Origin of the sequence: Amylibacter marinus, assembly GCF_030160015.1 — a bacterium.
Taxonomy (GTDB): domain Bacteria; phylum Pseudomonadota; class Alphaproteobacteria; order Rhodobacterales; family Rhodobacteraceae; genus Amylibacter; species Amylibacter marinus.
Window position 1 is genome coordinate 748177 of the sequence record NZ_BSNN01000002.1, and the last position, 26525, is coordinate 774701.

The following is a 26525-nucleotide window of genomic DNA, read 5'->3' on the forward strand; positions in this document are numbered from 1 at the left end:
CGTATTAGATTTTACCTGACACTAAATGTCAAAATATCAAGATGCCAGCCCCTAAACAGTGCGTGTTGGGGCGCCTAGCGTTACCAATTCTTCGGCCGCTGTTGGGTGTACGGCCATTGTGCGATCGAAGTCTTGCTTGGTTGCACCCATTTTAATGGCCACACCGGCTAACTGGATCATCTCGCCGGCGCCGTGGCCCACAATATGAAGCCCCAGCACCTGCTGGCTATCCGTAGCGACAATCAGCTTCATCAGCATCTTTTCACTGCGCCCAGCCAAAATCACCTTCATTGGGCGAAAGCTGGCAACATAGACATCTATCTTGCCCGTTTCGCGTGCGGCCTCTTCTGATAGGCCGATGGTGCCGATTTCGGGTTGCGTGAAAACAGCTGTCGGGATCAGCTCGTGATCCGGTTGCGTTGGGTTTGATTTGAATACGGTTTCAATGAATGCTGCGGATTCCACAATTGCCACAGGGGTCAGTTGTACGCGGTCTGTTACATCCCCCACGGCATAGATCGAGGGCACAGAGGTCTGCGAAAACCCATCCACCTGTATTTGCCCCTTGGGGCCAAGGGGCACGCCGACCTCTTCCAAGCCCAGCCCATCGGTATTGGGCACGCGCCCCGTAGCATAGAGCACCTGATCAACCGTAAAGCTATCGCCCAGCGTTGGGGTAACCAGCAGGCCATCATCGGTTTTTTCAATGCTTTTGACATCGGTGTTCACCCGCAGATCCACGCCCTTGGCGCGCATTTCCTCGGCGACAAAATCCGCAACCTCAGCATCAAATCCGCGCAGAATTTGAGCACCGCGGTAAAACTGTATGGTTTCGGATCCTAAGCCATTCAAAATACAGGCAAATTCACAGGCGATATAGCCCCCGCCTACAACCAAAACGCGCTTGGGTTGGGCGGGTAGTTCGAATATTTCATTTGATGAAATCACATGTTCGCCGCCCGATATCGCAGGTACAAACGGCCGTCCACCTGTAGCGACCAAGATGTGCTTGGCAGTAATTACCTGCCCATCGGCCAACCTAACAGAATGCGCATCGTTCAGCACAGCACGCGTGCGAAAATGCGTGACCGCATTGTTATCCAGAACGGATTGGTAGATGCCCTCTAGGCGGTCGATTTCGGCGTTTTTGGCCTGCATAAACTTGGCCCAGTTGAAGCTGGCATCGCCCACAGACCAGCCATAGCCCGCCGCATCTTCGAAATGTTCGGAAAATTCTGATGCATAGACCATTAGTTTTTTGGGGACACAGCCGCGGATCACACAAGTCCCCCCGTAGCGGTATTCCTCGGCCAAGGCCACCGATGCGCCCGATTGCGCCGCCAAGCGCGCGGCGCGCACCCCACCAGAGCCTGCACCAATTACGAAGAGATCAAAGTCAAAAGTCATATTACGCATCCATTTCTAACAGCGCCGCGATTAAATCGGCCTCAGCCGCCAGATCATAGGATTTCTCAGACCAACCGCCAGTACCCTCACGAAAACGTGCTGTGCCATCTGCATCCCCCATAATAATAGTGCTGGCCATATCGATAAATAGACCGGTTTCCACAACCCCTGGAATGTTCAACATGGCATCAGACAGCGCCCTTGGCGCGATGATTTTCTCAGCGTAAATATCCAAAATATGATTGCCCTCGTCGGTGACAAAGGGTTGGGTTGGGCCGCCGCGCCAAGTAGTGCGCACCGCCAGCCCCAAGGATTTCAGCGCCTCTTCAACTTGGCGCTGGGTTGAAATCCACCCAAATTTCGTAACCTCGATCGGCAAAGGAAAGGCGCCTAGGTGATCGACCTGCTTGGAGGCGTCGGTGATGATAACCAGCCGTTTCGCATTGCTTTCTACGATTTTTTCCTGTAGCAATGCGCCCCCGCCCCCTTTGATTAGATCTAGGTTTGGGTCAAACTCATCGGCGCCATCAATCGCCAGATCCAATGCCCCCAGGGCATCAAGAGATTGGATTTCAATCCCAAGGCTGGTGGCCAAATTCGTGGTTTGGGTGGAGGTCGCACAGGCCTGAAACATAAGGCCGTGATTGTTTTGGGCATGAGCCAACAGTTTGACCAGCCATGCGGCGGTAGATCCTGTACCCAGCCCGAGCTTCATTCCAGCACGCACCTCTTGCATCGCATGTTTGGCAGAGATGAATTTTCCGATTTCGGCGGGGGGAAGTGTATCAATCATGGCGACTTTCGGTTCTGTAAGCTGGGGTTAGGGAAACGGTTATGGAATCTGTTCAAACTATATGAGGTTTCAAATCTCAGGGCGACAAGAAAGCGCCGATATCGTCACGATAGCCCCTATTAATGCCGCTTTTTAGTGCTATGAATTTTCAAACCGGATATATTCTGTTGGAAACCATCAAAATACCAGCACGATCACAGGGCAGAATTCATGTTTCTAAGCATCTTCGATATCTTTAAGATCGGCGTAGGCCCATCCAGTTCTCATACCATGGGCCCAATGGTGGCTGCGGGGCGGTTTCTGAATCAGCTGCTGGAACATGGGATCAAGGCGCACAGCCTTGGCGCATCTTTGCATGGGTCATTGGCCTTCACGGGCAAAGGACACCAAAGCGACTTTGCGACCATTATGGGGTTGGCAGGTTTTGCGCCCGAAAGTTTTGATGCCGATGTGGGGCGCGCGACATATGCAGAAATTGCCCGTACGGGGGAAATCCATCCCGCGGGTCACACCGCCTATCTTTTCGATCCAGAAACATCTGTGCGATTTGATTTTGACCGTGTGCTAGAGGGACATGCGAATGGAATGGTTCTTTACGCCTACGACGCCATTGGCACGGTTTTATTCGAAGAGACCTATTACTCTATCGGCGGCGGATTCGTAAAAACCAGTGCCGAGCTGGCCTCGGCCACGGTGCAAGACCCGGATCAAGGGGCAGTACCCTACCCTTTTAAAACCGCCGATCAAATGGTGCACATGGCCGCCAACAGCGGCAAAAGCATTTCCGAGATGAAATGGGCAAACGAAATGGCCACACTAGAGGCCAAACAATTATCCGATGGCATTGCGCGCATTTGGGAGGTGATGAACACCTGTATCGAAGCTGGATTAAAAACCGACGGCATTCTACCCGGAGGTCTATATGTAAAGCGCCGCGCCAAGGGAATTCATGAAAGCCTGCGCCGCGAACAGGGCCGAAATTTTGCCGCACCCCATATCATCAATGACTGGATGTCGTGTTATGCCATGGCGGTAAACGAACAAAACGCCGCCGGCGCACAGGTGGTAACGGCCCCAACAAATGGTGCGGCTGGGGTTATTCCTGCAACTCTGCGGTATTATCTTGATCATGTTCCGAATGCCAGCATGTCGAAGATACCTGAATTCTTGCTGACAGCGGCAGCAATTGGGGGGCTGATCAAAACCAATGCCTCGATTTCGGGGGCCGAGGTGGGATGCCAAGGCGAGGTTGGATCTGCATCGGCCATGGCCGCCGCGGGCCTATGTGCCGTGTTGGGGGGGACGGTTACGCAAATCGAAAACGCCGCAGAAATCGCGCTGGAGCATCATCTGGGTATGACCTGTGACCCTATCAAGGGTCTGGTTCAGGCACCTTGCATCGAGCGCAATGGTTTGGGTGCAATCAAGGCCGTTTCTGCCGCCTCTTTAGCCCTGCGCGGGGATGGCAAACATTTGGTATCTCTGGATGCCTGTGTGGAAACCATGCGTCAAACCGGGCGCGATATGGATACCAAATACAAGGAAACGTCCCAAGGTGGGTTGGCGGTAAATATCCCCGAGTGCTAGGTAAGCTGGGCGCATAATAAGCCCATCACATCACGTTCGATAACGACCAAGGCAGTACCCGAGACCATATCAATGCGTACCTGCGGCTCAGTTGTGTGATTTGAGGTGCTGATAATGCCCATTGGCGACAATTCCAACCCATTTAGCGCATAAGCCAACCCAGCAGAACGCGCAATACAGCGTTCTAGGGGAAACAGCGAAAACCGGGTACCGCACGGCACAGAAACATTCAGCTGTTTCGGGCATGCGAAGCATAGATCCTGATCAGAGATCAAGATGGCCGGTGTGCCCGCATTTTTGGCCAAGGTTGAAAAGCTGGCCAATGTATGATCCAGCCGCTGCCCCAAAAAACCGAAGCAAAGGATTTGAGGTGCCGTAATACTGCGCAGCGCCTTTTCGAAATCGGTAAAATTCTGATCGGGAAGATGCAAGCGGGGTATCTGGATTTCAGCCTGATCAACACTGTCGAAATCCCCCAGCACACAGGCCACATCCAGCCCTAACTTTTGGGCGGTGTGGTACCCCGCATCTGCACAGAGAATGGGGCCCGTGAAATCTGTTAGAAATTTGCAATCCTTTGCGCAGACATCGCCCCCCCCCAACAAGACCACTGGTGTTTCAAATTCAAGGTTGGGCAGAGCGGCAGCGCGGGTCATTGCGGCAGTTCCTATTCGGGTGCAAAATATTTTCAGGAGTTTACATTTAACAGTTTTTTGGGCTAAATCACAGTTGTAATTACCTTTTTAACAAAAATATGCGCACCAACTTTCGGCGTGAAATAGCGTTACAGGCGAGGCGAGATTCATGGAGCAGAACCCCAAAGACCCAAGCGTTTCCGTAAATTACGGCAGCTTCTCGCTCTCTGTATCTGGCTATGACGACCCCTTTGAAATGGTGCAACAGGTTACGAAATTCTATAGCCAGATTGCCGCCGAGAACCCGCATTTTGGCTCGCAGCCGGTGGCGGCAGATTACACCGCCCCGACAGATCCTGCGCCAAAAAAATCGCCCGATCCCGCCGCCGATTTGGGGCCAAAATTTAAACGTCGGCGCGATTACAAAATCGCCCATACAGAGCCAAAATCCAAGGCCCAGATATGGGATCCAGAAAATCAGCCCAAGGAAGTGTTGTTGTTAACCGAGGCTATTTCCAGCTATGCGCGCACCGATCAGGCGCAAATCGAAGCAAGCTCCGCTCCTCTTCTAGTTGACGAAAATCAGCCTGAAACGGCGGGAGAAACGGGCGGGTTAAGCGAAAAGAATGATGGCAAAAAATTGTCATATTTACATCTAAAGTATCCTTTTCGGCGATTTCCTGACAACAAGTAGCCTTATTTCCGCCATATACCTTTCAGAAATCGTGAAAATTATCACAAATCAAGCCTGAAACGCGATTATTATATATAAACGTTTACAGAAATTACTTCTTAATACATCATTAACGCTTAAGGAGAGTAACGTCGACTGCTCGGGGGCTCTCCACTGCCGGAGATATGATATGACCGAACAAGGAAATCGAATTCTATCTGTAAGTTATGGAAGCTTCTCAGTTTCCCTCGAAGGGTTCGAAGACCCCTTTGAAATCCTTCGCGATATCACAGAATATTTTAGAGCAGTGCTGGCCGCCGATCCTAGCTTTGGTACCTTGGCAATTTCAAACGCAGACGCCTTTCTAAAGCAATTGGGAACAGAGGTCATCCAATCGGATGTTGATCTAAGTATGGATGCAGAATCCATCACCGTGCGCCCGGTCGCCACGACGGAATTGAAACCCGAGGATGTTCTACGCCCACAAGCACCAGCTCAGATGCGCACAGATGTCGAACACCCTATTACGGAATTAGAATCTAGTGCCTTGCGTCCCCTGGAATTGGGGCCAGAACTAGAGCAACCCGTTATGGAACCGGCCCAAGCCGAGGCATTTTCTACCCCATCTGATGAGAATACTGTAGCAATTACATCACAGCCCACAGCGCCTCTAACCACCGAGATCCAGACCGAGACCGAAGATATGATCAATACCGCAGACCAAGCATTGGGTCTGCCGTTGATGATCGAAGAGGTTGCCAGCATATCGACCAGCATTGAGCAAGAAGAGACCCTTGCCCATGCCGTGGGCGAGCCTGTGAAATATCGCACTGATTTGGTCAAGACCGAAGCACGGTTTCATGATGCGGTTGCCAATCACGACGAGATGGCCTTTGTTGGTAACTCTACTGTTCCCAGTGATGCGCCCAAGGGCCCGCGCAAGTTCCGCATTATCCGCAATGAGTATACCGCGCCCTTAGAGGCACAGCCAGCCGAGACAGCTGATACAGAGAGTGTAGAGCCCTCAGCACCTGAGGTTGGTATTCCTGAGGCCTCTATTGAGGATCAGAAGAGTCTGCGCAGCGCTAACCCTTTTACGCGGTTTTTCGACAAGGGTGAAACAGTGTCCGTACCTGTACAAGAAGATGATGAACAGGAAGCAGATGACTTTGTAGAGAGCTTTGCAAAGGCCGACGATGTGCGCGCGGCATTTCGCAAACTAAAGGCTGAAATCGCCTAGATTTCAGCCTTGGTTTTTGTGAACCTATGTCTCTGGATCGACCGGCGCATCGGGGTCAGGCTTTCCCACCCCGCGAAACAGCGATTTAAACGGCAAGGCCCAAGCAACCCCCAGCACCAAATACATCACAAACTGTAGGATGAAATGCAGGGGCGGCAGCATTGCGATGATGCCGATGCACAGGATGATGTACACAGGCATCCAAATCAGCAACAGGACCAAAGACCAGCGGCGGCGTGCTTTGTAGGACAGCGCCATCAGTCTTGGAACGGGTCGGTGACCAAAATCGTATCATCACGTTCTGGCGAAGTGGAAACAAGGGCCACGGGACAATCGATCAATTCTTCGACACGGCGCACATATTTGATCGCCGCAGCGGGCAGATCGTTCCATGTACGCGCACCTTCGGTGCTTTCTGACCAACCGGGCATTTCTTCGTAGATCGGCGTACAGCGGGCCTGTTCATCAGCAGCGGTTGGCAGGTAATCCAACCGTTTGCCATCCAGATCATAGCCCACGCATATTTTTAGGGTTTCGAACCCATCCAGAACATCCAGCTTTGTTAGGCAGATGCCTGTGATTCCAGATGTGGCGCAGGTTTGGCGCAAAAGTGCGGCATCAAACCAGCCACAGCGGCGCGCGCGCCCGGTGGTGGTGCCAAATTCGTGGCCGCGCTCACCCAACCGTTGACCATCTGCGTCGAATAGCTCTGATGGGAAAGGCCCCTCGCCTACACGAGTGGTATAGGCCTTAACTATGCCAAGAACATAATCGATAGCGGTGGGGCCAAGGCCCACGCCTGTGGCCGATTGGCCGGCAATAACATTCGAGCTGGTGACAAAAGGATAGGTGCCGAAATCAATATCCAACAAGGCACCTTGGGCGCCTTCGAACAGGATGCGTTTGCCGGCCTTGCGTTTTTCGTTCAGGATTTTCCAAACCGGTGCCGAGAATGGCAGGATTTTCGGAGCGATTTCCATCAATTGTTTCAACAATACATCGCGGTCAATTTCGTCAAACCCAAGTCCTCGGCGCAGTGGGTTATGGTGCTGTAGCGCACGGTCAATGCGCGCCTCTAGCGTGGCCGTATCGGCCAAATCAGCGACACGGATCGAGCGCCGCCCGACCTTATCCTCGTAGGCAGGGCCAATACCGCGCCCTGTGGTGCCGATTTTGGTACCCTTGCTGGCAGCCTCTTCGCGCAGGCGGTCCAGTTCGCCGTGGAATGGCAGGATCAGCGGCGTGTTTTCCGCAACGATCAGGTTCTCGGGAGAGATATCCACGCCTTGTTCTTGGATTGTGGCTATTTCATTCAGCAGGTGCCAAGGATCAAGAACCACGCCATTGCCGATAACAGACAATTTCCCGCCACGCACAACACCAGATGGTAGGGCATGAAGCTTGTAGACCTTGCCATCAATAACCAACGTATGGCCCGCATTATGGCCCCCTTGGAAGCGCGCAACGACATCGGCGCGTTCGGACAACCAATCCACAATTTTGCCTTTACCTTCGTCACCCCATTGGGCGCCTACAACGACTACATTGGCCATGTGCTTCTCTTTCGCATATTAGATTTCCGCCGTTCTCTATAAACAATGGTGCAGGTCTGTGAAACAGCGAATTTATACGAATGTGCACAGTGGGCAGTGTTTTTTGAACGGAAAGGTACCTGCCCTGCGTATAAGAGTAGAGAACAGGAGAGTTTCATGAAAAGAATCGCCACCCTAACATTGATCACCGCCTTGATTGCCGTGCAAGTCGGTACCGCCAACGCCAACCCCAATATTTTATTAGTGATCGCGGATGACATGGGGCGCGAGGTATCCCCCTGTTATGATTTAGGTTCGGACAAGCCGGCAATGCCTACGCTAGAGCATCTATGCGCAACTGGGATGGTGCTTGAAAATGCATATGTGGCCCCCACATGCTCACCAACCCGCGCCAGTATCATCACCGGAAAATACGGGTTTCGTACCGGTGTCGGATCAGTGATCAAGGGATCTGCGAAAGGATTATCCAGCCATGAGACCAGCCTGTTCGATCTGTTCAGCGCGCAGGCCCCCACCTATGCCACGGCGGTGATCGGCAAATGGCATCTGGCAAAATCAGACAGTAATCATCCAGCCAAGCTGGGGGTGGAAAATTATTATGGGCTAATATCAGGCGGATTGGGCGACTACTACAACTGGACTGCCGTGGAAAACGGCAAACGTGTTAAGGTGCGCGACTATTCCACCAGCCACCTGACAGACCGAGCAATCGAATTCATAGGCGCGCAAAACAGCCCTTGGTTTCTGTGGCTGGCCTATAATGCGCCCCACACGCCTTTTCATGTACCACCTGCGGATTTACACAGCCAAGGTACACTAAATCCAGATGCCAAGATCACCCCCAGAAATGCACGCCCCTACTATTTGGCCGCGCTAGAGGCACTGGATCACGAACTGGGCCGCTTGCTAGGTGGCCTAGATGCCAAAACACGCGCAAACACAGTGATTATATTTATGGGTGACAATGGATCACCTGGGAAAATTTCGCGCCGGTTTTATGCAAGCCGTGGTGCAAAAGGCGGTATTTTCGAGGGCGGAACCCATGTGCCTATGGTATTTTCTGGCCCGAGGGTCATGCAGGGCCGCAGTGAAGCTCTGGTTAATTCTACCGATTTATTTAGCACCATTGCCGCGCTAGCAGGCATTCAGGCCCATGCGCCCGATAGCATCAGCATGATCCCACTGTTACAAGGGCGCCCCAATGGTCGAGACTATGCCTATGTCGAGCATTTTGGCCCCACAGTTTCCCGTGCCAACGCGGGGTGGGCGATCCGAGATCAGCGCTACAAATTGGTAGAACTGGAGGATCATGCACCTATGTTATTTGATCTCAAACATGATCCCAAAGAGCATATTGATCTATTGTCGGGCGCCGCAGATGCGCGCGCTTTGGCCGCCAAGGCAAATCTTTTGCAGGCATATGCCCGCTTAGGCAAATAACCCATCGACACACCCTCTGGTTTCGCTTAGAAAGCCGCAAGTTAATTCGCAGATAAAGGCGCCCGTAATGCAAACCGTTGTTCTAGTTCTATTGTTGATCTTTGCCGTTGGCTTGATCGGTATCGTATTGTTGCAACGCTCTGAGGGCGGTGGACTGGGTATTGGCGGCGGTGGCGGCGGTGGTATGGGCGGACGCCCAAAGCCAAGCCCCTTAGCGCGGGTTACATGGTTTTTGGCCATTGGATTTTTCGCATCCTCGATCGCATTGACCATCATTTCGGCCCAAGACAGCCGCGGACGTTCTGTTTTGGATGGGGTAGACGTAGAAAACGGTGCCGCCGAGGGCTTGAACGCGGATAGTCTGGGCGACAATCTATTGCCCCCCAGCACCTCTGATGAACCAGCACTACCACCCAAAGCCGAATAATATTTACGCGCCCTTATTGGCCACTCTGCTGTGGTTAAGATGGGCGAAAATCGGGAATATCTGGTCATTTTCAGCACGAGAACCACAAGATAAAGGGGAAAACCCTTGCTTGAATCTTGCGAATCTCGTATGACTTAAATCCCGTGTACTGGGGGTTTTTAGCCCCTAAAAAATAACAATAATAATCACGGGGGCCAAAGCGTGGCACGATATATTTTCATTACCGGTGGCGTTGTATCTTCGCTGGGCAAGGGTCTGGCCTCGGCGGCATTGGGTGCATTGTTACAGGCACGCGGATACTCGGTACGGCTGCGCAAACTTGATCCCTATTTAAACGTTGATCCCGGTACCATGTCCCCCTTTGAACATGGCGAGGTGTTTGTTACCGATGATGGCGCGGAAACCGATCTGGATTTGGGCCATTACGAGCGCTTTACCGGTGTTGCGGCACGCCAGACCGACAGTATTTCATCAGGCCGCGTCTATACCACCGTGCTGGAAAAAGAGCGCCGCGGCGATTATCTGGGGAAAACCATCCAAGTAATCCCTCATGTGACCAATGAAATAAAGGATTTCATTGAAATCGGTGATGACGAGGTCGATTTCATGCTCTGCGAAATTGGCGGTACCGTAGGCGATATCGAGGGGTTGCCGTTTTTCGAATCTATCCGTCAGTTTTCACAGGATCGCCCGCGCGGCGAATGTATTTTCATGCATCTAACCCTGCTGCCCTATCTGGGTGCATCGGGTGAATTGAAAACCAAGCCAACACAGCACTCGGTGAAAGAGCTGCGCTCTATCGGCATTGCGCCAGATATTTTGGTCTGTCGTTCGGAACAGGACATCCCAGAGAAAGAAAAGGCCAAGTTGGCGTTGTTTTGCAATGTACGCCCAGATGCTGTTATTCCAGCCTACGATCTGGATACGATTTACGATGCACCGCTGGCCTATCACAAGGCCGGGATGGATCGCGCGGTGCTTGCGGCCTTTGGGCTAAGTGACAGCGCCCCTGCCCCTGATCTATCTGTATGGGAGGATGTATCCGATCGCATGCACAATCCCGATGGCGAAGTGAAGGTGGCGGTTGTGGGCAAATACACCCAGCTGGAAGATGCCTATAAATCGATTTCAGAGGCCCTAACCCATGGCGGTATGTTCAACCGAGTGAAGGTGAAACTGGAATGGATCGATGCCGAGGTCTTTGACACGGCCGATAATGTGGCCGAAAAATTGTCCGGATTCCATGCGATTTTGGTACCCGGTGGATTTGGTGAGCGCGGCACAGAAGGCAAGATCAAGGCCGCCCAATACGCCCGCGAAAACAAAATTCCCTATCTAGGGATCTGCTTGGGCATGCAGATGGCCGTAATCGAGGCGGCGCGTAATCTGGCCAAGATCGACAATGCAGGATCCGAAGAGTTTGACCACGAAGCGGGCGACAAGCGCTTTGAACCTGTGGTTTACCACCTGAAAGAATGGGTCGAGGGTAATCGGACGATCGAGCGGGCCGTGAATGATGACAAGGGCGGAACCATGCGTCTGGGCGCATATAACGCCACATTAAACAAGGATTCAAAGGTGGCCGAGGTATACGGTGGCACCTCTATTTCCGAGCGTCATCGCCACCGCTATGAGGTGGATATCAAATACCGCAAACAGTTAGAAGATTGCGGTTTGACCTTTTCTGGCATGTCACCTGATGGCAAGTTGCCCGAGATTGTCGAGGTAGCTGATCACCCGTGGTACATCGGCGTACAGTATCACCCCGAGCTGAAATCAAAACCCTTTGAGCCACATCCGTTGTTTCGTGATTTTGTACGTGCAGCGGTCGAGCAGAGCCGCCTAGTTTAGGGGCGTCTCCGGCTCTGAGAAATCAAAGCCCATCTGCTGATAGACCTTTAAAATGCGCCGCCGCGTTTCAACGGCGCGGCGCGGCATAAACAAATTCTTGCGCAAGAACCAAAACGCATAGCGATCGTATTCGCTGGTTATAACCGGCTGTGCCAGCGCGCTTGCAAGCGCATCTGTCGTTTTGCAGGTGGTAGCGATGTGGTGAAAATCTGTCTCGCCGCACAGGATCGCTGGCGTGTGATGCAAATAGCCCTCAAATCCAGTGGCCGAACTTTGGGATAGCGTGAGGGCTGCATTTTCCATCAGGTCGTGGATGCTGGCATCTGTCACCCATATTTGGTTTTCTGGCGCATGATAACGGCGTAGATCGGCCATCTCTTCGCTGGTTTGATTGGGGTGGGGTTTTATATAGATCGCGCGCCCTGCACGATTCTCTATCGCTGTGTCGATCATTTCCTGCGCGCTTAGGAAATGTTTGTGATAGCGCGGGGGATTAAAATCCTGTGCGAATATTGTGATACTATCTGGGATGATCACAGAAGGCCGCCGCGCGGCCTGTGCGAATTTAGTTTGATTATTTGCAATGGTACGGCTGCGGATCAAATCCATAAACTCGGTGGCATTTTGATCATTGATCGTAAATGCATTAAATTTCTTGTCGCGGATCGATGAATTGTTGCGCGTGGCGTTGCGATCAAAATACCAAAAGCCACGTATATATCCAGGCACAGTGTTTATAACATTTGGCGCGCTGCGCGGCGTATCAAGCATGCACAAATGTAGATGGCGTGGATCAAGGATCATGTCATCGATCCATTGCCCTGCCTTAAGTAAAACGGGGCGATGCCCATTGGCCTGGGCGATTTCTACCGCCATATTGATCATCGGCAATTTGCCCGCCTGAAACGACCGCGCCAATTTTTCAGGCGCATGAATGAACAGGCATGTGTCTGCTGAAAGAAGGAGCGCCAAATTTTCCAAAGACGGGGTTAGCAATTGCAAGTGCGACACAGCATATTCCACAAATCCAGTTACCCAAGTATCGCAAAGTTTTGTGATGAGAAACAGCCCAAATTGCCTTGCCAAATTTTGGGCATTTTTCTAAAGTTCACTATGCTCAAAGATATCCTAAATGCGTTTCAATCGCCCCGCCCGACAAAATTGAACACAGATGATGTACGTGTGGCATTGGGGGCGCTATTGGTGCGGGTGGCGCGCGCCGATGGTGAATATGCGCAGGTAGAAAAACAGACAATCTTACGGGTATTGGCTCGCCGCTTTGACCTTGGGGCGGATGATGCGCAAGCGCTGTGCACAGAGGCCGAAGATTTGGAAAGCCAGGCCCCCGATACCGTGCGCTTCACCCGCGTGGTCAAAGAAGGCGTAGCCTATGAGGACCGAGCCAGCATTGTTGAAGTCCTGTGGGAAATAGCCTTGGCGGACGGTGCACGCGACAATGAAGAGAGCAATTTTCTGCGTTTAACCTCGGATTTATTGGGGGTAACGGATCGTGACAGCGCCTTTGCCCGCCAACGTGTAATCACCCGTCAGGCCGACTAATTTCTGCGAAAATGTCGGGAATGGGCTTGCACCATTTGGGTGTGCAAGTAATTTGATCAAAAGCTACTCGGGTGAGCATATGAAAATTGGTATTTTACAAACAGGGCTTGGGCCTGATGTTTTGGTTGATGAGTTCGGCGATTATCCGGATATGTTTCAGGTGTTTTTAGCTGGGCGGGGGTTCACCTTTGAAACCTATCGCGTGCTAGAGGGACAATTCCCCGATAGTATCGAGGCCTGTGATGGCTGGCTGATCACCGGTTCAAAGTTTGGCGCCTATGAAGATCACGCATGGATACCGCCGTTGGAAGATTTTATTCGGGATGTATTCACCCAGAAACACCCCATAGTCGGTGTGTGTTTTGGCCACCAAATCATTGCACAGGCTCTTGGTGGGCAGGTGGAGAAATTCAAGGGTGGCTGGAAAGTTGGCCGCCAATCGTATAGTACAGGTGACGATCAGCTGACTTTGAATGCCTATCATCAGGATCAGGTGATTACCCCACCCCCAAGCGCCACCCGTATATTGGGCAACGAACATTGTAAAAACGCAGTGATTTACTATGGCGACACGGCTCTTACGGTTCAGCCTCACCCCGAATTTAGCTCTGATTTTGTAAAAGCGTTGATTGATGCGCGTGGGATCGGGGTGATTGCGCCCGAGATTCTGCAATCGGCTCGTGATGGCCTGCTACCAGATGTCGATGCGCAGAAAGTGGCCGACATGTTCGAGGCGGTACTGAAGGGGCGTAAAAATAGCTAGGCAGGTCAGTTCACGTCTGTTAGATATTTCGAAAGTTAGTTTCGGAAATTCTGAAAGAAGAGACCATGACACTAGATTTACACACCGCAGAACCAATCCCAGAGGCCGCCCGCGCAGAGCTAGAGCGTGTGTTACAAAGCGGCGATTTATTCCGCTATCACGCGAAATCTGATGCACCAGTAACAGTGCTCGAACAAGAATTTGCCGCCCTTTTGGGCAAGCGTTTTGCTTTGGCGGTCAGTTCTTGCTCTGCAGCGCTGTTTCTTACGCTGCGTGCTTTGGATCTGCCCAAAGGGGCTAAGGTTTTGATCCCTGGGTTTACCTTTGCCGCCGTTCCGTCCGCGGTGGTACATGCAGACTGTGTGCCGGTTTTGGTAGAGGTTGGTGAGAACTATCGCATGGATATGGTCGATTTCGAGGCCAAGCTGACAGATGACATTGGTGCGGTTATTGTCTCGCATATGCGCGGGCATACCTCTGATATGGATGTGATCGAGCGTCTGTGTAATGCCAAGAACATCCCCATTGTAGAAGATGCGGCGCATTCGCTGGGCACGCTGTGGAATGGGCGCAAAATCGGCGCAATTGGTGCCGTTGGGTGCTTTAGCTTTCAGTCCTACAAGCTGGTGAATGGTGGCGAGGGTGGTATTTTGGTAACCGACGACGAGGATATCATTGCCCGCGCGGTCATCATGTCTGGTGCCTATGAAAACAATTGGCAAAAACACGATTGCGGGGCCGATACATTTGGCAAATATCAAAATATGTTGCCGCTGTATAACACTCGCCTGTCTAATCTATCGGCGGTGGTTATTCGCCCGCAACTGGATGAATTGGCGCGCCGTGTTCATGATGGCCTGCGCAATCACGACCATTTGGCACATATGCTGAATGCCAGTGATTTCATCGATGTGCCCCCTGCCCTAGAACCAGAGACCCGCGCACCGGATTCGATCCAGTTTAATCTCACCGGATTTAGCGATACACAGGCCGAGGCATTTATGGCCGCCTGCAAATCGGCCGGTTTGGGACTATCTATTTTCGGATTGCATACTGAAAACGCTCGTGTTTTCTGGAATTGGAAGTTCCTCGATGACATTCCCGCTCTGCCTAAAACCCGTGCGATGCTGATGCGGGCCTGTGATGTACGCCTTCCTGCACGCCTAAGCTTGGAACAGGTGGAACTGATCGGCAAGATCATCCTTGATGCTGTTGCCCATAGCCGCCAAGAGGCCGCGGCCTAGGGCAGAAGGCGGAATTTTTGCTCTAGCCACGGGGTGATTTCCAGCATTTTATCAATCATCTGCGCCTTAATCGCCGGGCGCAGAGCTTCTGCGATCTCTGCCGGTATCCTATCCATTGCGCCCTTCTGAGCGATCAGAGAAATACTGCGCGACATTGATTTAAACGGCAATGGCATCAAATCGATACTGTCCATAAACCGCTGTGCGCGCAAAAAACCCATGGGGGTGGTTATTGTCCATCCGGTGCCATCAGCGACCAAACTAAGGATTGCGTGATAGTTATTAAACTCAAATTTATTAGGCAGGGAAATACGTTGTCTGGTAAGGTGGGTCTCGATTTGGCGCCCCATCATTTCGCGTGACGAGTATCGAACGAAGGGCAATTTAAACAGCTGCTCTTGAACATCTCCTCCCTGATCTACAGCCCCCCTGGGGGCAGCCACGATAAAGGGTTCGGTGACCAGCGGATAGATATCCATCCAACCCTGTGCGTTATCCAAATCGGCCGTCACGATTACATCCAGCGCCTGCGATTGCAGATCGCTGGTCAGGGTGTAGCTGTTACCGCTTTCGAGTAGAAAGCGACAATTACGCATTTTGCGGGCCAGGGATTTCATCAAGGCCGGCGTAATATCCGCATCAAAATCATCAATCACGCCAAGACGCAGGCGCACCATTTTCGAATGATCAAATTGCGCCAGCTCGGCCTTGGCCTGCATGACTTCGGATAGAATAACCCGCGCTCGGCGTAAAAACATCTGTCCCATTTTTGTGGGTTTCATGGGCCGTGTTGATCGATCTAGCAACTCAGTTCCTAGCGCGGCCTCTAGGTTTGATAGGTGTTGGGATACGGTTGATGCGCTGGCCTTCAGGCGTGTGGCGGCGGCCGAGATTGTGCCCTCCTCTACCGAGGCTACAAAAATCTCTAGCGCCCAAAGCGAAAATTTATTTGGTGTATCAACCATCGATATGCCCCTTTGCGCCAAAGATGCTGGAATTACGGTGCAATAACAAGCCAAAGTTCCCAGTCCGGCGACTGGCGTGTAGTTCTGATCCAATTACCACAAAATTTAGCGCATATGCATATGACACTTGGATCACAGGGCACAGCGTTTTATAAGCGGCATGACGAATTCGCCGAAATCCAACCAAGGACCCGCTATGCGTATTGCAAAAATCAGCCGCGACACGGCCGAGACAAAAATCAGCGTCGAGATTAATCTGGACGGCACCGGTGTCTATGACAATAAAACCGGTGTTGGGTTTTTCGATCACATGTTGGATCAACTTTCGCGCCATTCCTTGATTGATATGACGGTACGTGCCGAGGGCGATTTACACATTGATGATCACCACACCGTCGAGGACGTGGGTATTGCCCTTGGCAAGGCCATTTCTCAGGCCGTAGGGGATAAGAAGGGCATTCGCCGCTATGGATCTAGCCTGTTGGCTATGGATGATGCCCTAGTGCGCAGCGCACTAGATCTGTCTGGGCGACCTTATTTGGTGTGGAATGTAGAAATTCCAACCCAAAAAATCGGGTCGTTTGACACCGAATTGGTTCAAGAGTTTTTCACAGCCTTGGCCATGCAGGGTGGGATCACGCTAAATGTAAATGCGCTGGATGGATTTAACAGCCACCACATTGTCGAGGCGACATTTAAATCAGTGGCACAGGCCCTGCGCGAAGCACTTGAGACAGACCCGCGCAAGGCAGATTCTATACCCTCGACCAAAGGAACCCTGTCAGAATGACAACGGTAATAGTTGATTATAATTCGGGTAACCTGCGCAGCGCTGAGAAGAGCTTTCAGCGGATGGCAGATGAGCTGGAAGTTGGCAAGATTGTGGTATCGGATGATCCGGAAATGGTGCGCCGCGCAGACCGCGTGGTATTGCCCGGTGTCGGTGCCTTTGCTGATTGCCGCCGCGAGCTGGGCGCCATTGATGGGCTGTTTGGCGCCATCGAAGAGAAGGTGAAATCAGGCGCACCCTTTATGGGGATTTGTGTCGGCATGCAGATGATGGCCACGCAGGGCCTAGAGCATGGCCAACACGCGGGTTTTGATTGGATCAAGGGCGACGTGGTCAAATTGGCCCCCACAGATCAGGGATTGAAAATCCCGCATATGGGGTGGAATGCCCTAGAAATACAAACCGCGCATCCGGTTTTTGACGGGATCGAAACCGGCCAGCACGTCTATTTTGTGCATTCCTATCATTTACAACCCGAGCGCGGGGCTGATTTGATCGCCAGCGTAGATTATGGCCAGCCGATTACGGCTGCGGTGGCGCGCGATAATATTATCGGCACACAGTTTCACCCAGAAAAAAGCCAATCAACCGGCCTGCGATTGATTGGCAATTTCTTACGCTGGAACCCGTAGGGTTATTTAACACGTGTCCATGTGCCGCCATCGCGGCACACCACCAAGACACAGCCCTGCACTTTTAGGGTGTTTCCGGTTAACTGCATTTTCGATTTATAGGTTTTGTCGCGATCTGGTGACCAAATCTTACCCCCGGAATAGGCGCCATTACCATCTGCGGACATGCCCCAGATGATTTTTTTACCCACGTTTTCGGATTTCAGCACATTGCCGTCAGAGGAAAAGGATTTCACCAGTGTGCCACAAATGTCGGCGCCACAGGCCTCTACTTGGATATGGCCATAATTGCCATTATCGTCTTTGGTGGTTTGCCATGTGCCATAGGCGTCATCGGCCACGACGGGTGATGCCAATGCGACAAGCGCCGCGAACAGTGCTGTTTTTTTCATCAATAATCCTCCCAAGATTTTTGTTACTCTGCGTGTCTGGGGTGGACTGCGTCAAGAATTACCTTTGGTCACAATGACACTTTGCAATTCTGTGCTGATCCGCTAACAGGCAACAAGCAGAAAATTTCCGAGGCCGAAAATGATCCTATATCCCGCAATTGATTTAAAAGATGGTGCATGTGTGCGCCTATACAAAGGTGAAATGGACCAAGCAACTGTGTTCAATGATAACCCTGCGGCGCAGGCGCGGGCCTTTGTTACGGCTGGGTGTGATTGGTTGCATTTGGTGGATTTAAACGGTGCCTTTGCAGGGGCACCTGTGAATGCCGCCCCGGTAGAAGAAATTTTAAAAACCTGTGATGTACCGGCCCAGTTGGGCGGGGGCATTCGCGATCTTGCCACCATAGAAAATTGGCTATCCAAGGGATTACAGAGGGTAATCCTAGGAACAGTAGCCGTAGAGCAGCCCGATCTGGTACGCGAAGCGGCGCGTAAATTCCCAGGCCATGTGGCCGTGGGCATTGATGCGCGCGACGGCATGGTGGCCACGCGTGGGTGGGCCGAGGAAACAAATGTAGAGGTGACAGATCTAGCCCGTCAGTTCGAAGATGCAGGTGTGGCTGCGATTATCTACACCGATATCAACCGCGATGGCGCGATGCAGGGCCCCAATGTAGCGGCAACTGCCGCGCTGGCCAATGCCGTTGGCATCCCTGTAATTGCATCAGGGGGGGTATCGTCTATGGCCGATCTGGAGGCGCTGAAATCCTGTGGCGCGCCGCTGGATGGTGCCATTTCTGGCCGCGCCCTATATGACGGTAAAATCGATGTGGCAGAGGCAACCGCATTTTTGAAGAGCTAAGAAACAGCACCGTTGCACTTAATCGCCTAGAACCGTAAGAAAAGCATATGCTAAAAACACGCATCATACCCTGCTTGGATGTCAAAGATGGCCGTGTGGTCAAGGGCGTTAACTTCGTTGATCTGATTGATGCTGGTGATCCGGTAGAATCGGCCAAGGCCTATGATGCGGCAGGGGCGGACGAATTATGTTTCCTAGACATCGCGGCCACAGTTGAAAATCGCGGCACCATGTTTGATGTGGCGCGGCGCACCGCCGAGCAATGCTTTATGCCCCTAACCATTGGGGGGGGCGTTCGTGTTCCAGAGGATGTGCGCAATCTATTGTTGGCAGGGGCCGATAAGGTCTCGTTTAATTCAGCGGCAGTGGCGAACCCTGATGTAGTCGCAGACAGCGCCAATCGCTTTGGATCGCAATGTATTGTTGTGGCGATTGATGCAAAAACCGTATCCCCTGGCAAGTGGGAAATCTTCACCCATGGCGGGCGCAAGGCCACGGGAATTGATGCCATCGAATTTGCCAAGTTAGTTGAAAGCAAAGGTGCCGGTGAAATCCTACTGACCAGCATGGATCGCGATGGCACGCGCGATGGTTATAACCTGCCCCTAACCCGTGCAATCAGCGACGCAGTAAGCATTCCCGTTATTGCATCTGGCGGGGTTGGCAATTTGGATCATTTGGTCGAGGGGGTAACCAAGGGTGGTGCATCTGCCGTATTGGCCGCATCCATCTTCCATTTTGGTGATTATACAATCAAAGAAGCTAAAACCTATATGGATGCCGCTGGCGTCCCAGTGAGATTATGACCATGCCCAATGTTCTAACCCGACTTGCCCGCACAATCGAAAACCGCAAAGGCGGCGACGAGAAGAAATCTTATGCAGCCAAGCTGTTTAAACGTGGCCCCGAAAAATGCGCTGAAAAATTTGGCGAAGAGGCGGTAGAGGCGATTATTGCCGCGGTGAAAAACGACAAGAAAAACCTGACCGAAGAAGCGGCCGATGTGCTATTTCATATGTTTATCATGCTGTCGTCACGCGATGTGAAGTTTGACGATGTTCTAAAGGAGCTAGAGCGGCGCGAAGGCACCTCTGGGATCATCGAAAAACAACAGCGCAAGAAATAACTTAGCGCATCCACAGCTTGTGGTTTTTCAACCGTTTGCGGATAACTTCCTCAGATCTTGGCAGGTTCTGACGGTTGAATAACGGTCTGATTTTATGGCCTTTTCTCTGGAAAATCAGCTTCTTAAACGGCTCATGATTTTTCAGAACTTTCTTGAATTTATTGGGGGCAACCAGTTGCTCCAGAAACTCTACCGCCGTATCGGGTGCTGTGGCATAGAACAGAGACATCACACGGTAATGGGTGGTAATTTCCCCGTCCAGTAGGCCGCTGGGCAGAGTGTCACGCCCGCCCCCAAGTGTGTGAATAACCAGCGGCAATGCCACTTGATCTAGCCAAGGGCGCAGGGATTGCGTCTCCAACTGTTCTGGCGGGTTCGCATCTATTTCAGATGCATATTTAAAGAACAGATCACCAAATTCACGGGGGCACTTGTAAAAGAAAAATCCCGCGTTGAAATACAGATAGCGCCGCCAATGCTCTGCAGGCATATCCATGTCCAGCGAGGTTTCAAAATCTAGATCAAATTTATCATAGAGTGCTTTCCAAATTTCAGCGTAGCTCGGCCCATAGAGATCGATTTCTGGCCAAGTGGCCTCGCGCTTCATTGATGCCATGGGGCGTGTGAAATCAAAGGGAACCTGTGTTATCGGGCCTGTGAATATCGTATCCGTATCAAAAAAGACAAAAGGCTGGTCAGCGGGCATGGCGCGCAGGCCCAGTATCTTATTTGAGTGGGGATAATCGCTGCCAAAATGGCGATTTTCGAAAGGAATAATCTCAGCGCCCTGCCCCAAAAGGATATCACGCGCACCTGCATCCTGCATACGCGGGTCATAGGCCCACTCCTCTGAAGGTTGAGGTTCTAGAAAAATCAGCCGGCCTTCGAAATCGGGGTTATGTGCGCGAAAACTCAGGGCGAAAATTATGGCCTCGTATTCAAGGCGGCCATGTTGAACCACGGCGCAAATGTTGTAGATTTTCTTGCTCATTAGCCCTGCCATTGCCTGTATATCTCTGCGTCCTGCATAGCACAAATTGATCGCGGGCCAAGCGGTTGCGCACATCTTGTGCTATTATTTTCTGGATCAGATTACATGCTGAATTGACCCAGATGAAAACGCTTGTACAGAATCTGATATAAAGACACAGTATCACCTATCGTACTCACCAGCTGACGATCGTCAGATATAAATGCCACCAGTAGCACCATCGATGTTTTGATGAACGCTAGATTAGCACAGAATGGAGACCCGATGGCACAAATAGGCCCCAGCACACGTCTGCGCGTATCCCCCTTTTATCAGGCAACATTGGCCGAAGGCGTTACATCGTTTTCACCCTATAATAAGATGCTGATGCCGGTTTCCTATGGGGACTTAGATGCCGAGTATTCCCGCCTGATGCAGGGGGTTTCGCAATGGGATGTATCCGTTGAACGTCAGGTGGAAATCACAGGCCCTGATGCCACTACATTGGTGCAACTAATTTCGGTGCGCGATTTGTCTAGTATTCAGGTTGGACGGGGGAAATACATACCCATGTGTGATCATCGCGGCGTGCTGATCAATGACCCCGTGGTTTTAATGTTGGGGCAAAATCATTTTTGGCTGTCTATTGGGGACGATAATATTCTGATGTGGGCGCGTGCTATTGCCGCCGAGCGGGGGCTGAAGGTGGTGGTAAACGAGCCTGATGTCTCCCCTATGGCTCTACAGGGCCCCGATGCCGAGGCCGTGATGGCCTCATTATTTGGTGATTGGGTTAAAGATTTGAAATATTTCTGGTTTAGAGAAACCGAGCTACAGGGAATCCCGCTGGTGATTCAGCGCTCCGGCTACTCCAAACAAGGAGGATTTGAAATTTATCTGCGCGATGGCAATCGAGGCACAGAGCTGTGGAACATCGTGCGCGAGGCCGGTGCACCGTGGAACATTGGCCCTGGTGCGCCAAATACCACCGAGCGCATAGAGAGCGGACTATTATCCTATGGCGGAGATAGCGATGATCAGACCAACCCATATGAAGTGCGCTTGGGCAAATACGTAAACCTTGATCTCGGCGACGAGGTCGTGGGCATAACGGCCTTGCGCCAAATTAACCGCGAAGGCCCCAAACGGCATCAGCTTGGCGTGATCCTTGGTGATCAATCAAGGCATTCCGCTCATTTCGTATGGTATGAAATTCACAAAGAGGGCCGCGCAGTCGGACATATGACCAATGGCACCTATTCGCCCCGTGCCAAGGCTATGATTGGCTATGCGCTTGTATCAACATCCGTTGAAATTGGTGATCAGGTATCGGTGCTCCGAGAGGCGGGCATCGATGCGGCGCGCATTGTTGATTTGCCGTTTTTTTAGGGAAAAAATCCGCCATCATACCGAATAGTTCATATTTATGATCATTTTAGGAATAATGGTGGGCGACCCTGGAATCGAACCAGGCGTGCGTCTCCGCGAGGGAGTTACAGTCCCCTGCCACACCTTGCGGCCTGTCGCCCTAAGAGCACCGAAGCGCTCTTAACGAGGCACTGATTAGTCGTCTAATTCGGGGGCGTCAACCATAAAAGAGCGCTTTGTTCACTTGCGTGCACATGGCTCGCTGTGCGAAGACCATCCAAAGCGAAAGATTGGTATTATGGCCCCTAGATCAAAGAAAAAACCTGCATGGATTGTGGAAAAAGAGCGTAGCCGCCGTGCGGGTGGTGCCGAAACAGTGTGGTTGTTTGGGATTCATGCAGTACGCGATGCCTTGGCGAATCCCATGCGAGAGCGATTGCGCCTGATGGTCACAAAAAACGCCCATGATAAACTAGAGGCCGAGATCAAAGCATCAGGCATCGAACCCGAAATATTAGACCCCCGTAAATTCAACCCACCGATCGATGCGCAATCGGTGCACCAAGGGGCCGCCCTAGAGGTAAAACCGCTGGATTGGGGCGATCTGTCCTCCACCTGCGCCCCGCGCAAGGATCCCACCCCACGCGTTGTTGTATTAGACCGTGTGACCGATCCACATAATGTCGGGGCGATTTTGCGCAGCGCCGAAGTGTTTGGCGCACGTGCGGTCATCGGCACCCAGCGCAATTCAGCACCCGAAACCGGAGCCTTGGCCAAAACCGCATCGGGTGCATTAGAGCGCCAGCCCTATGTAAAGGTGCGCAATTTGGCCACTGCCCTGAGGACATTGCGTGATATGGGCTACTATATCATTGGCATGGATGGCACGGCCAACAGCACGGTTGATGATGCGGTATTTCTGCATGGCAAGGGGCCATTGGCTATTGTGCTGGGGGCCGAAGGCCCAGGTCTGCGCGATTTAACCAAGCAGACCTGTGACGAGCTGGTCAAAATTGATTATGCCAGCGATTTTGGCTCTTTGAACGTATCTAATGCCGCAGCTGTAGCGCTATATGCGGCCAAGCCCAAATAGCGGTCACAGCAGGTAACCTCTGCGAGAGGGCTGCTAACAGGCGTGATTTTTTGTGGTAGCAAGGAGTAAACCACAGGAGATCATTATGAAAATTACAAGACGTATAACCTTGGCGTTTCTAGCTTCTTTGCCCCTTGCAGGCGTTCCTGCATGGGCAGACACATCAGAAATCTACGTTGGCAACAATGGGTTTGCCATCAATGGGTTTGATGCGGTGGCCTATTTCACCCAGTCCGATCATGTAATGGGCGATGAGGCACACCAGACGTCCTATAATGGGGCGACATTTTTGTTTTCATCGGCGCAGAATAAATCCACATTCGAGGCCGATCCAGAAAAATATGCCCCTCAATACGGCGGCTACTGTGCCTTTGCTGTTTCCAAAGGTGCGATCGCAAAATCCGATCCGGATGCATGGACGATTGTCGATGGCAAATTGTACATGAATTTCGATCTTCAAGTACGCCATCGTTGGCGCCAAGATATTCCCGGTAATATCGCCAAAGCCGACAAAAACTGGCCCGGAGTTTTAAACTAAGGCAAAACAGCATAAACCACTGTGATCTGTGCCGAGAAATCCAAACTGCCTGCTTGGATCGGCACAGATTCAACCGATGCCGCGCGCCCCATCGCCCGCAACGCCCCGGATGGCCCTCGCGCCACCTCTGACACCGAAATCACCCGCCCCAATTTCAAACCGGCCGCATCGGCGTACAGGTTGGCGCGTCGTTGCGCATCCGATACCGCCTGCCTGCGCGCCATATCCATCTGTTTTTCTGTATCCTGCATGGCAAAAGATATGCCATTCATGGAATTGGCCCCAGATTTAATCAGCACATCCAGCAAGGGCCCTATGTTGGCTATGTTGCGCAACTGAACCACCACCGCGTTTTGGGCTTGGTATCCCGTGATTTTGGGTTGTTGGGTGTTATTTTGGCGCCTTTCCCATTGCGGGTGCAGATTGATCTGAGTCGTCTGTATATCGCTTGGCGCGATATTTGCGGAGGTCAGCGCATCCAACACACCCTGCATTTTAGCGCTGTTTTGCATCATCGCCTCATTTGCCGATGGTGCGGTACTGATGACACCAAGGTTGATCAAGGCCATGTCTGGAATGGCGCTTACCACCCCTCGCCCCATGACAGTAATGCGATTATCCCCTTCGCCGCGTGCGGGGGTGATCAATGTGATCAGGGATAGAAAAATATAAAAATAGAGGCGCATCGCAACATCCTTTCACGTCAAGAGCTAAACCCGAAATTTAGAGGAATATATTAAAATCTTCCACTTGTTTCCCGTTGCTTCGCATCATAACGTAAATACAACACGCACGCCTATTATATTTGGAAAATTCATGCTGTCTGGGCACAAACACGCGCTTGGCTTTCGTAATGGAGCCTTGACACTCTATTCTTCTGTCAAACGCGGTAAATGGAGTGCCACAGAAACGGTTTCGCCCTGCGACCCTGAAAACGTGGTTTTTCGCCAAAAGTTGAATGCTTTTTTCCTTTCTACGGCCCAAAATGAAGGGCGCATTGCTGTTTTTCTGTCTGACGAAGATATCCATCAAATTCCCCTGCCTGATGGCGTTGAAAGTGATGATGCCGCCAGCATTGCACAAGCGGTAGCAAAACATGCAAGTATTCCCGTTGATCAGCTATCCTTTGACACAATTCTGGGCGCTAAGGGGCAAGAAGATCGGGTTGTATATGCCGCCAATGAAACCTTAGCGCGAGCCGAGGCCTTTTTGCAAAACTATGGGTTTAACATCGCCTATTTCAGCTGTTTTCCCGATCAGGCGAGGGATCGCCCAGAAGCGCGATTGCGCCAAGGCCAACACTCGACTTCTACGCCAAAGCGGCATAGATTGCCCATTATGATATTAGCAACACTCACTTTTATAGCAAATACCTTTCATGGAGCGCCGCTGGGGACCCTAGATACGGCCTCTACACTGGGTGTTTCTACACCGATTTCCACGCATAAATCTTCTACAGAACCCGAACCCTATATTCTGAATTTGGCCCGCAAGTCTATCGATCACAATACGGTAGATACCCAATCGGTACTTCCACGTCCTATGCCGCAGTCCACCCCCAAGGTTAGCGCCGATATTCCAGATATGTCACCCCCAAGCGCGATGCAGCCGCTTCGCCCAAATGCGCCACTCGGGTTTCAGATAAATTACACCCTACCGATAAAAGATGTGGCGCCTTTTACGTTGACCCAACAGGTATCCTCAGATGCCCGCCATAAATCATTGACCCAAGTGGCCTTCGTATCCTATGGGTCAGACTGGGGACCGATTGATGCGGTTGGGCGCCCAAGCCCGCGCCCATTTACCCCCGTGCCGGCTCTGCCCGATGAGGCACCAACCACGCCGGATCCCCAGAACCAAGTACCCGAAACAACCACAGAACAGAGCATTGCCGCCCCGGCGGTGCCCACGGAAAACTCCACCAATACGCCCGCTACTGCCGCGCCGTTGCCATCGAGCATAGAGGCCGCCCTAAAGGATTCCGCAAGCGCACCGCTGCCCGAGCAGCCCGCCGTATCCGAAACCGCGACCCCCTCCAATATCACCCCCAGCTCAGCGCGGGCGTTAAAACGCCCCCCCCTACGCCCCCAGAGTTTTGCCGCGTTGCCCACCGCCAAGTCAAAAAGGCCAACGCCTCGCCCCGCGTTTATCGGCCCAAGCCCGAAGCTCAGCAGCACCGAAGAGGCCATCGCAGAGGATTTGCTACAGCAGGCAATTATAGACGATGCCAACCGCAAGGAAAACATCGCCAACGCCAGCCGCTTGGCCTTGAACGGGGCCAAGCGGCCAGCGCGCAGGCCTTCAAATCTGCCGCAAATTAAGGTTGCAACGGCAACAGTTGTAAAGCCTGCGCCAAAAAAACCTGCCACTGTGGCCAATACCGCCCCCGAAAAAGAAACCCGTGCCAGCACCACATTCAACAAACGATCACTTAGCTTGGTTGGTGTTTTCGGCACACCGTCAAACCGCAAGGCAATGTTCCGCACATCTACGGGCGGCTATCGAACAATCAAGCCTGGTCAATCCGTCAGCGGCTGGAAATTGGTTGGCGTCAGCGAAAGCTCGGTTAAGGTAGCCAAGGGATCGCGCAGTAAAACCCTGCGCATGCCAGAATAG

Annotated in this window: 28 protein-coding genes and 1 tRNA gene; 18 read left to right on the plus strand and 11 right to left on the minus strand. The window is 52.0% G+C overall.

What is annotated here, in order from left to right; all coding sequences use genetic code 11:
- Nucleotides 1-51: 51 nt before the first annotated feature.
- On the minus strand, nucleotides 52-1407 hold the full coding sequence (gene gor / locus QQL62_RS04485; RefSeq protein WP_284376478.1) for a glutathione-disulfide reductase: 1356 nt from the start codon (nucleotides 1405-1407) through the stop codon (nucleotides 52-54).
- Between the two features lies 1 nt (nucleotide 1408).
- Nucleotides 1409-2200 (minus strand): ribose-5-phosphate isomerase RpiA, encoded by a 792-nt coding sequence (rpiA, locus tag QQL62_RS04490; protein WP_284376479.1) that lies wholly within the window; start codon nucleotides 2198-2200, stop codon nucleotides 1409-1411.
- Nucleotides 2201-2410: 210 nt separating this feature from the next.
- Here rpiA and QQL62_RS04495 point away from each other — a divergent pair, with 210 nt between their 5' ends.
- Entirely contained in the window at nucleotides 2411-3787 is a 1377-nt protein-coding gene (locus QQL62_RS04495; RefSeq protein WP_284376480.1) for an L-serine ammonia-lyase, read from the plus strand.
- Here QQL62_RS04495 and QQL62_RS04500 read toward each other — a convergent pair.
- Nucleotides 3784-4443 (minus strand): thiamine diphosphokinase, encoded by a 660-nt coding sequence (locus QQL62_RS04500; RefSeq protein WP_284376481.1) that lies wholly within the window; start codon nucleotides 4441-4443, stop codon nucleotides 3784-3786. The genes QQL62_RS04495 and QQL62_RS04500 overlap by 4 nt on opposite strands.
- Before the next feature lie 148 nt (nucleotides 4444-4591).
- Between QQL62_RS04500 and QQL62_RS04505 the strand changes: the two genes are divergently transcribed.
- Nucleotides 4592-5116 (plus strand): hypothetical protein, encoded by a 525-nt coding sequence (locus tag QQL62_RS04505; RefSeq protein ID WP_284376482.1) that lies wholly within the window; start codon nucleotides 4592-4594, stop codon nucleotides 5114-5116.
- Between the two features lie 169 nt (nucleotides 5117-5285).
- Nucleotides 5286-6335, plus strand: coding sequence for a hypothetical protein (locus QQL62_RS04510; protein WP_284376483.1), 1050 nt, complete (start codon nucleotides 5286-5288; stop codon nucleotides 6333-6335).
- 24 nt (nucleotides 6336-6359) lie between these two features.
- Here the strand turns inward: QQL62_RS04510 and QQL62_RS04515 are convergent, their stop codons facing one another.
- Nucleotides 6360-6593, minus strand: a complete 234-nt coding sequence (locus tag QQL62_RS04515; RefSeq protein WP_284376484.1) for a DUF2842 domain-containing protein — start codon at nucleotides 6591-6593, stop codon at nucleotides 6360-6362.
- Nucleotides 6593-7888 carry an adenylosuccinate synthase gene (locus QQL62_RS04520; RefSeq protein WP_284376485.1) on the minus strand — a complete coding sequence of 432 codons (1296 nt, stop codon included), beginning with the start codon at nucleotides 7886-7888 and terminating at the stop codon, nucleotides 6593-6595. The genes QQL62_RS04515 and QQL62_RS04520 overlap by 1 nt, the downstream gene beginning before the upstream one ends.
- Before the next feature lie 156 nt (nucleotides 7889-8044).
- Between QQL62_RS04520 and QQL62_RS04525 the strand changes: the two genes are divergently transcribed.
- From QQL62_RS04525 to pyrG, 3 genes are all read left to right on the plus strand, one after another.
- A complete protein-coding gene (locus tag QQL62_RS04525) occupies nucleotides 8045-9328 on the plus strand; it encodes a sulfatase-like hydrolase/transferase (protein ID WP_284376486.1) in 1284 nt (427 codons plus the stop codon).
- A gap of 67 nt (nucleotides 9329-9395) precedes the next feature.
- Nucleotides 9396-9755: a preprotein translocase subunit SecG gene (secG, locus tag QQL62_RS04530; RefSeq protein ID WP_284376487.1), complete on the plus strand. Its 360-nt coding sequence runs from the start codon at nucleotides 9396-9398 to the stop codon at nucleotides 9753-9755.
- 201 nt (nucleotides 9756-9956) lie between these two features.
- Complete coding sequence (pyrG, locus tag QQL62_RS04535; protein WP_284376488.1) at nucleotides 9957-11606, plus strand: CTP synthase; 1650 nt, start codon at nucleotides 9957-9959, stop codon at nucleotides 11604-11606.
- On the opposite strand, the gene QQL62_RS04540 is transcribed toward pyrG, so the two are convergent.
- A complete protein-coding gene (locus tag QQL62_RS04540; RefSeq protein WP_284376489.1) occupies nucleotides 11598-12617 on the minus strand; it encodes a capsular polysaccharide export protein, LipB/KpsS family in 1020 nt (339 codons plus the stop codon). The genes pyrG and QQL62_RS04540 overlap by 9 nt on opposite strands.
- A 102-nt stretch (nucleotides 12618-12719) precedes the next feature.
- Here QQL62_RS04540 and QQL62_RS04545 point away from each other — a divergent pair, with 102 nt between their 5' ends.
- From QQL62_RS04545 to QQL62_RS04555, 3 genes are all read left to right on the plus strand, one after another.
- Entirely contained in the window at nucleotides 12720-13166 is a 447-nt protein-coding gene (locus QQL62_RS04545; RefSeq protein ID WP_284376490.1) for a tellurite resistance TerB family protein, read from the plus strand.
- 79 nt (nucleotides 13167-13245) lie between these two features.
- Nucleotides 13246-13929 carry a type 1 glutamine amidotransferase gene (locus QQL62_RS04550; protein WP_284376491.1) on the plus strand — a complete coding sequence of 228 codons (684 nt, stop codon included), beginning with the start codon at nucleotides 13246-13248 and terminating at the stop codon, nucleotides 13927-13929.
- A gap of 65 nt (nucleotides 13930-13994) precedes the next feature.
- Nucleotides 13995-15173, plus strand: a complete 1179-nt coding sequence (locus tag QQL62_RS04555) for a DegT/DnrJ/EryC1/StrS family aminotransferase (protein ID WP_284376492.1) — start codon at nucleotides 13995-13997, stop codon at nucleotides 15171-15173.
- Here QQL62_RS04555 and QQL62_RS04560 read toward each other — a convergent pair.
- On the minus strand, nucleotides 15170-16138 hold the full coding sequence (locus tag QQL62_RS04560; protein ID WP_284376493.1) for a LysR family transcriptional regulator: 969 nt from the start codon (nucleotides 16136-16138) through the stop codon (nucleotides 15170-15172). The genes QQL62_RS04555 and QQL62_RS04560 overlap by 4 nt on opposite strands.
- Nucleotides 16139-16334: 196 nt before the next feature.
- On the opposite strand from QQL62_RS04560, the gene hisB reads away from it, so the two are divergent.
- Together hisB and hisH are read left to right on the plus strand one after the other, a co-directional pair.
- Nucleotides 16335-16928: an imidazoleglycerol-phosphate dehydratase HisB gene (gene hisB, locus QQL62_RS04565; protein WP_284376494.1), complete on the plus strand. Its 594-nt coding sequence runs from the start codon at nucleotides 16335-16337 to the stop codon at nucleotides 16926-16928.
- Nucleotides 16925-17560: an imidazole glycerol phosphate synthase subunit HisH gene (gene hisH, locus QQL62_RS04570; protein WP_284376495.1), complete on the plus strand. Its 636-nt coding sequence runs from the start codon at nucleotides 16925-16927 to the stop codon at nucleotides 17558-17560. The genes hisB and hisH overlap by 4 nt, the downstream gene beginning before the upstream one ends.
- A 2-nt stretch (nucleotides 17561-17562) precedes the next feature.
- Here the strand turns inward: hisH and QQL62_RS04575 are convergent, their stop codons facing one another.
- Nucleotides 17563-17952: a DUF2147 domain-containing protein gene (locus tag QQL62_RS04575; protein WP_284376496.1), complete on the minus strand. Its 390-nt coding sequence runs from the start codon at nucleotides 17950-17952 to the stop codon at nucleotides 17563-17565.
- 139 nt (nucleotides 17953-18091) lie between these two features.
- Between QQL62_RS04575 and hisA the strand changes: the two genes are divergently transcribed.
- Genes hisA through QQL62_RS04590 form a run of 3 tightly spaced genes read left to right on the plus strand, consistent with a single transcriptional unit; the run spans nucleotide 18092 to nucleotide 19940 of the window.
- Complete coding sequence (hisA, locus tag QQL62_RS04580) at nucleotides 18092-18814, plus strand: 1-(5-phosphoribosyl)-5-[(5-phosphoribosylamino)methylideneamino]imidazole-4-carboxamide isomerase (RefSeq protein WP_284376497.1); 723 nt, start codon at nucleotides 18092-18094, stop codon at nucleotides 18812-18814.
- Nucleotides 18815-18861: 47 nt separating this feature from the next.
- Nucleotides 18862-19620, plus strand: a complete 759-nt coding sequence (gene hisF, locus QQL62_RS04585; RefSeq protein ID WP_284376499.1) for an imidazole glycerol phosphate synthase subunit HisF — start codon at nucleotides 18862-18864, stop codon at nucleotides 19618-19620.
- Nucleotides 19621-19622: 2 nt separating this feature from the next.
- On the plus strand, nucleotides 19623-19940 hold the full coding sequence (locus QQL62_RS04590) for a phosphoribosyl-ATP diphosphatase (RefSeq protein ID WP_284376501.1): 318 nt from the start codon (nucleotides 19623-19625) through the stop codon (nucleotides 19938-19940).
- A gap of 1 nt (nucleotide 19941) precedes the next feature.
- Here the strand turns inward: QQL62_RS04590 and QQL62_RS04595 are convergent, their stop codons facing one another.
- On the minus strand, nucleotides 19942-20931 hold the full coding sequence (locus tag QQL62_RS04595) for a hypothetical protein (protein ID WP_284376503.1): 990 nt from the start codon (nucleotides 20929-20931) through the stop codon (nucleotides 19942-19944).
- Nucleotides 20932-21195: 264 nt separating this feature from the next.
- On the opposite strand from QQL62_RS04595, the gene QQL62_RS04600 reads away from it, so the two are divergent.
- Entirely contained in the window at nucleotides 21196-22299 is a 1104-nt protein-coding gene (locus QQL62_RS04600; protein WP_284376505.1) for a glycine cleavage T C-terminal barrel domain-containing protein, read from the plus strand.
- A gap of 56 nt (nucleotides 22300-22355) precedes the next feature.
- Here the strand turns inward: QQL62_RS04600 and QQL62_RS04605 are convergent.
- A tRNA-Tyr gene (locus tag QQL62_RS04605) sits at nucleotides 22356-22439 on the minus strand.
- Between the two features lie 137 nt (nucleotides 22440-22576).
- On the opposite strand from QQL62_RS04605, the gene rlmB reads away from it, so the two are divergent.
- Complete coding sequence (gene rlmB, locus QQL62_RS04610; RefSeq protein WP_284376507.1) at nucleotides 22577-23371, plus strand: 23S rRNA (guanosine(2251)-2'-O)-methyltransferase RlmB; 795 nt, start codon at nucleotides 22577-22579, stop codon at nucleotides 23369-23371.
- A gap of 85 nt (nucleotides 23372-23456) precedes the next feature.
- Nucleotides 23457-23909 carry a YHS domain-containing (seleno)protein gene (locus tag QQL62_RS04615; protein WP_284376508.1) on the plus strand — a complete coding sequence of 151 codons (453 nt, stop codon included), beginning with the start codon at nucleotides 23457-23459 and terminating at the stop codon, nucleotides 23907-23909.
- On the opposite strand, the gene QQL62_RS04620 is transcribed toward QQL62_RS04615, so the two are convergent.
- The gene (locus QQL62_RS04620) at nucleotides 23906-24595 is read right to left on the minus strand and encodes an SIMPL domain-containing protein (RefSeq protein ID WP_284376509.1); all 690 of its coding nucleotides are present in this window, start codon (nucleotides 24593-24595) and stop codon (nucleotides 23906-23908) included. The two genes, QQL62_RS04615 and QQL62_RS04620, sit on opposite strands and share 4 nt — an antisense overlap.
- Nucleotides 24596-24725: 130 nt before the next feature.
- Between QQL62_RS04620 and QQL62_RS04625 the strand changes: the two genes are divergently transcribed.
- The gene (locus QQL62_RS04625; protein WP_284376511.1) at nucleotides 24726-26525 is read left to right on the plus strand and encodes a hypothetical protein; all 1800 of its coding nucleotides are present in this window, start codon (nucleotides 24726-24728) and stop codon (nucleotides 26523-26525) included.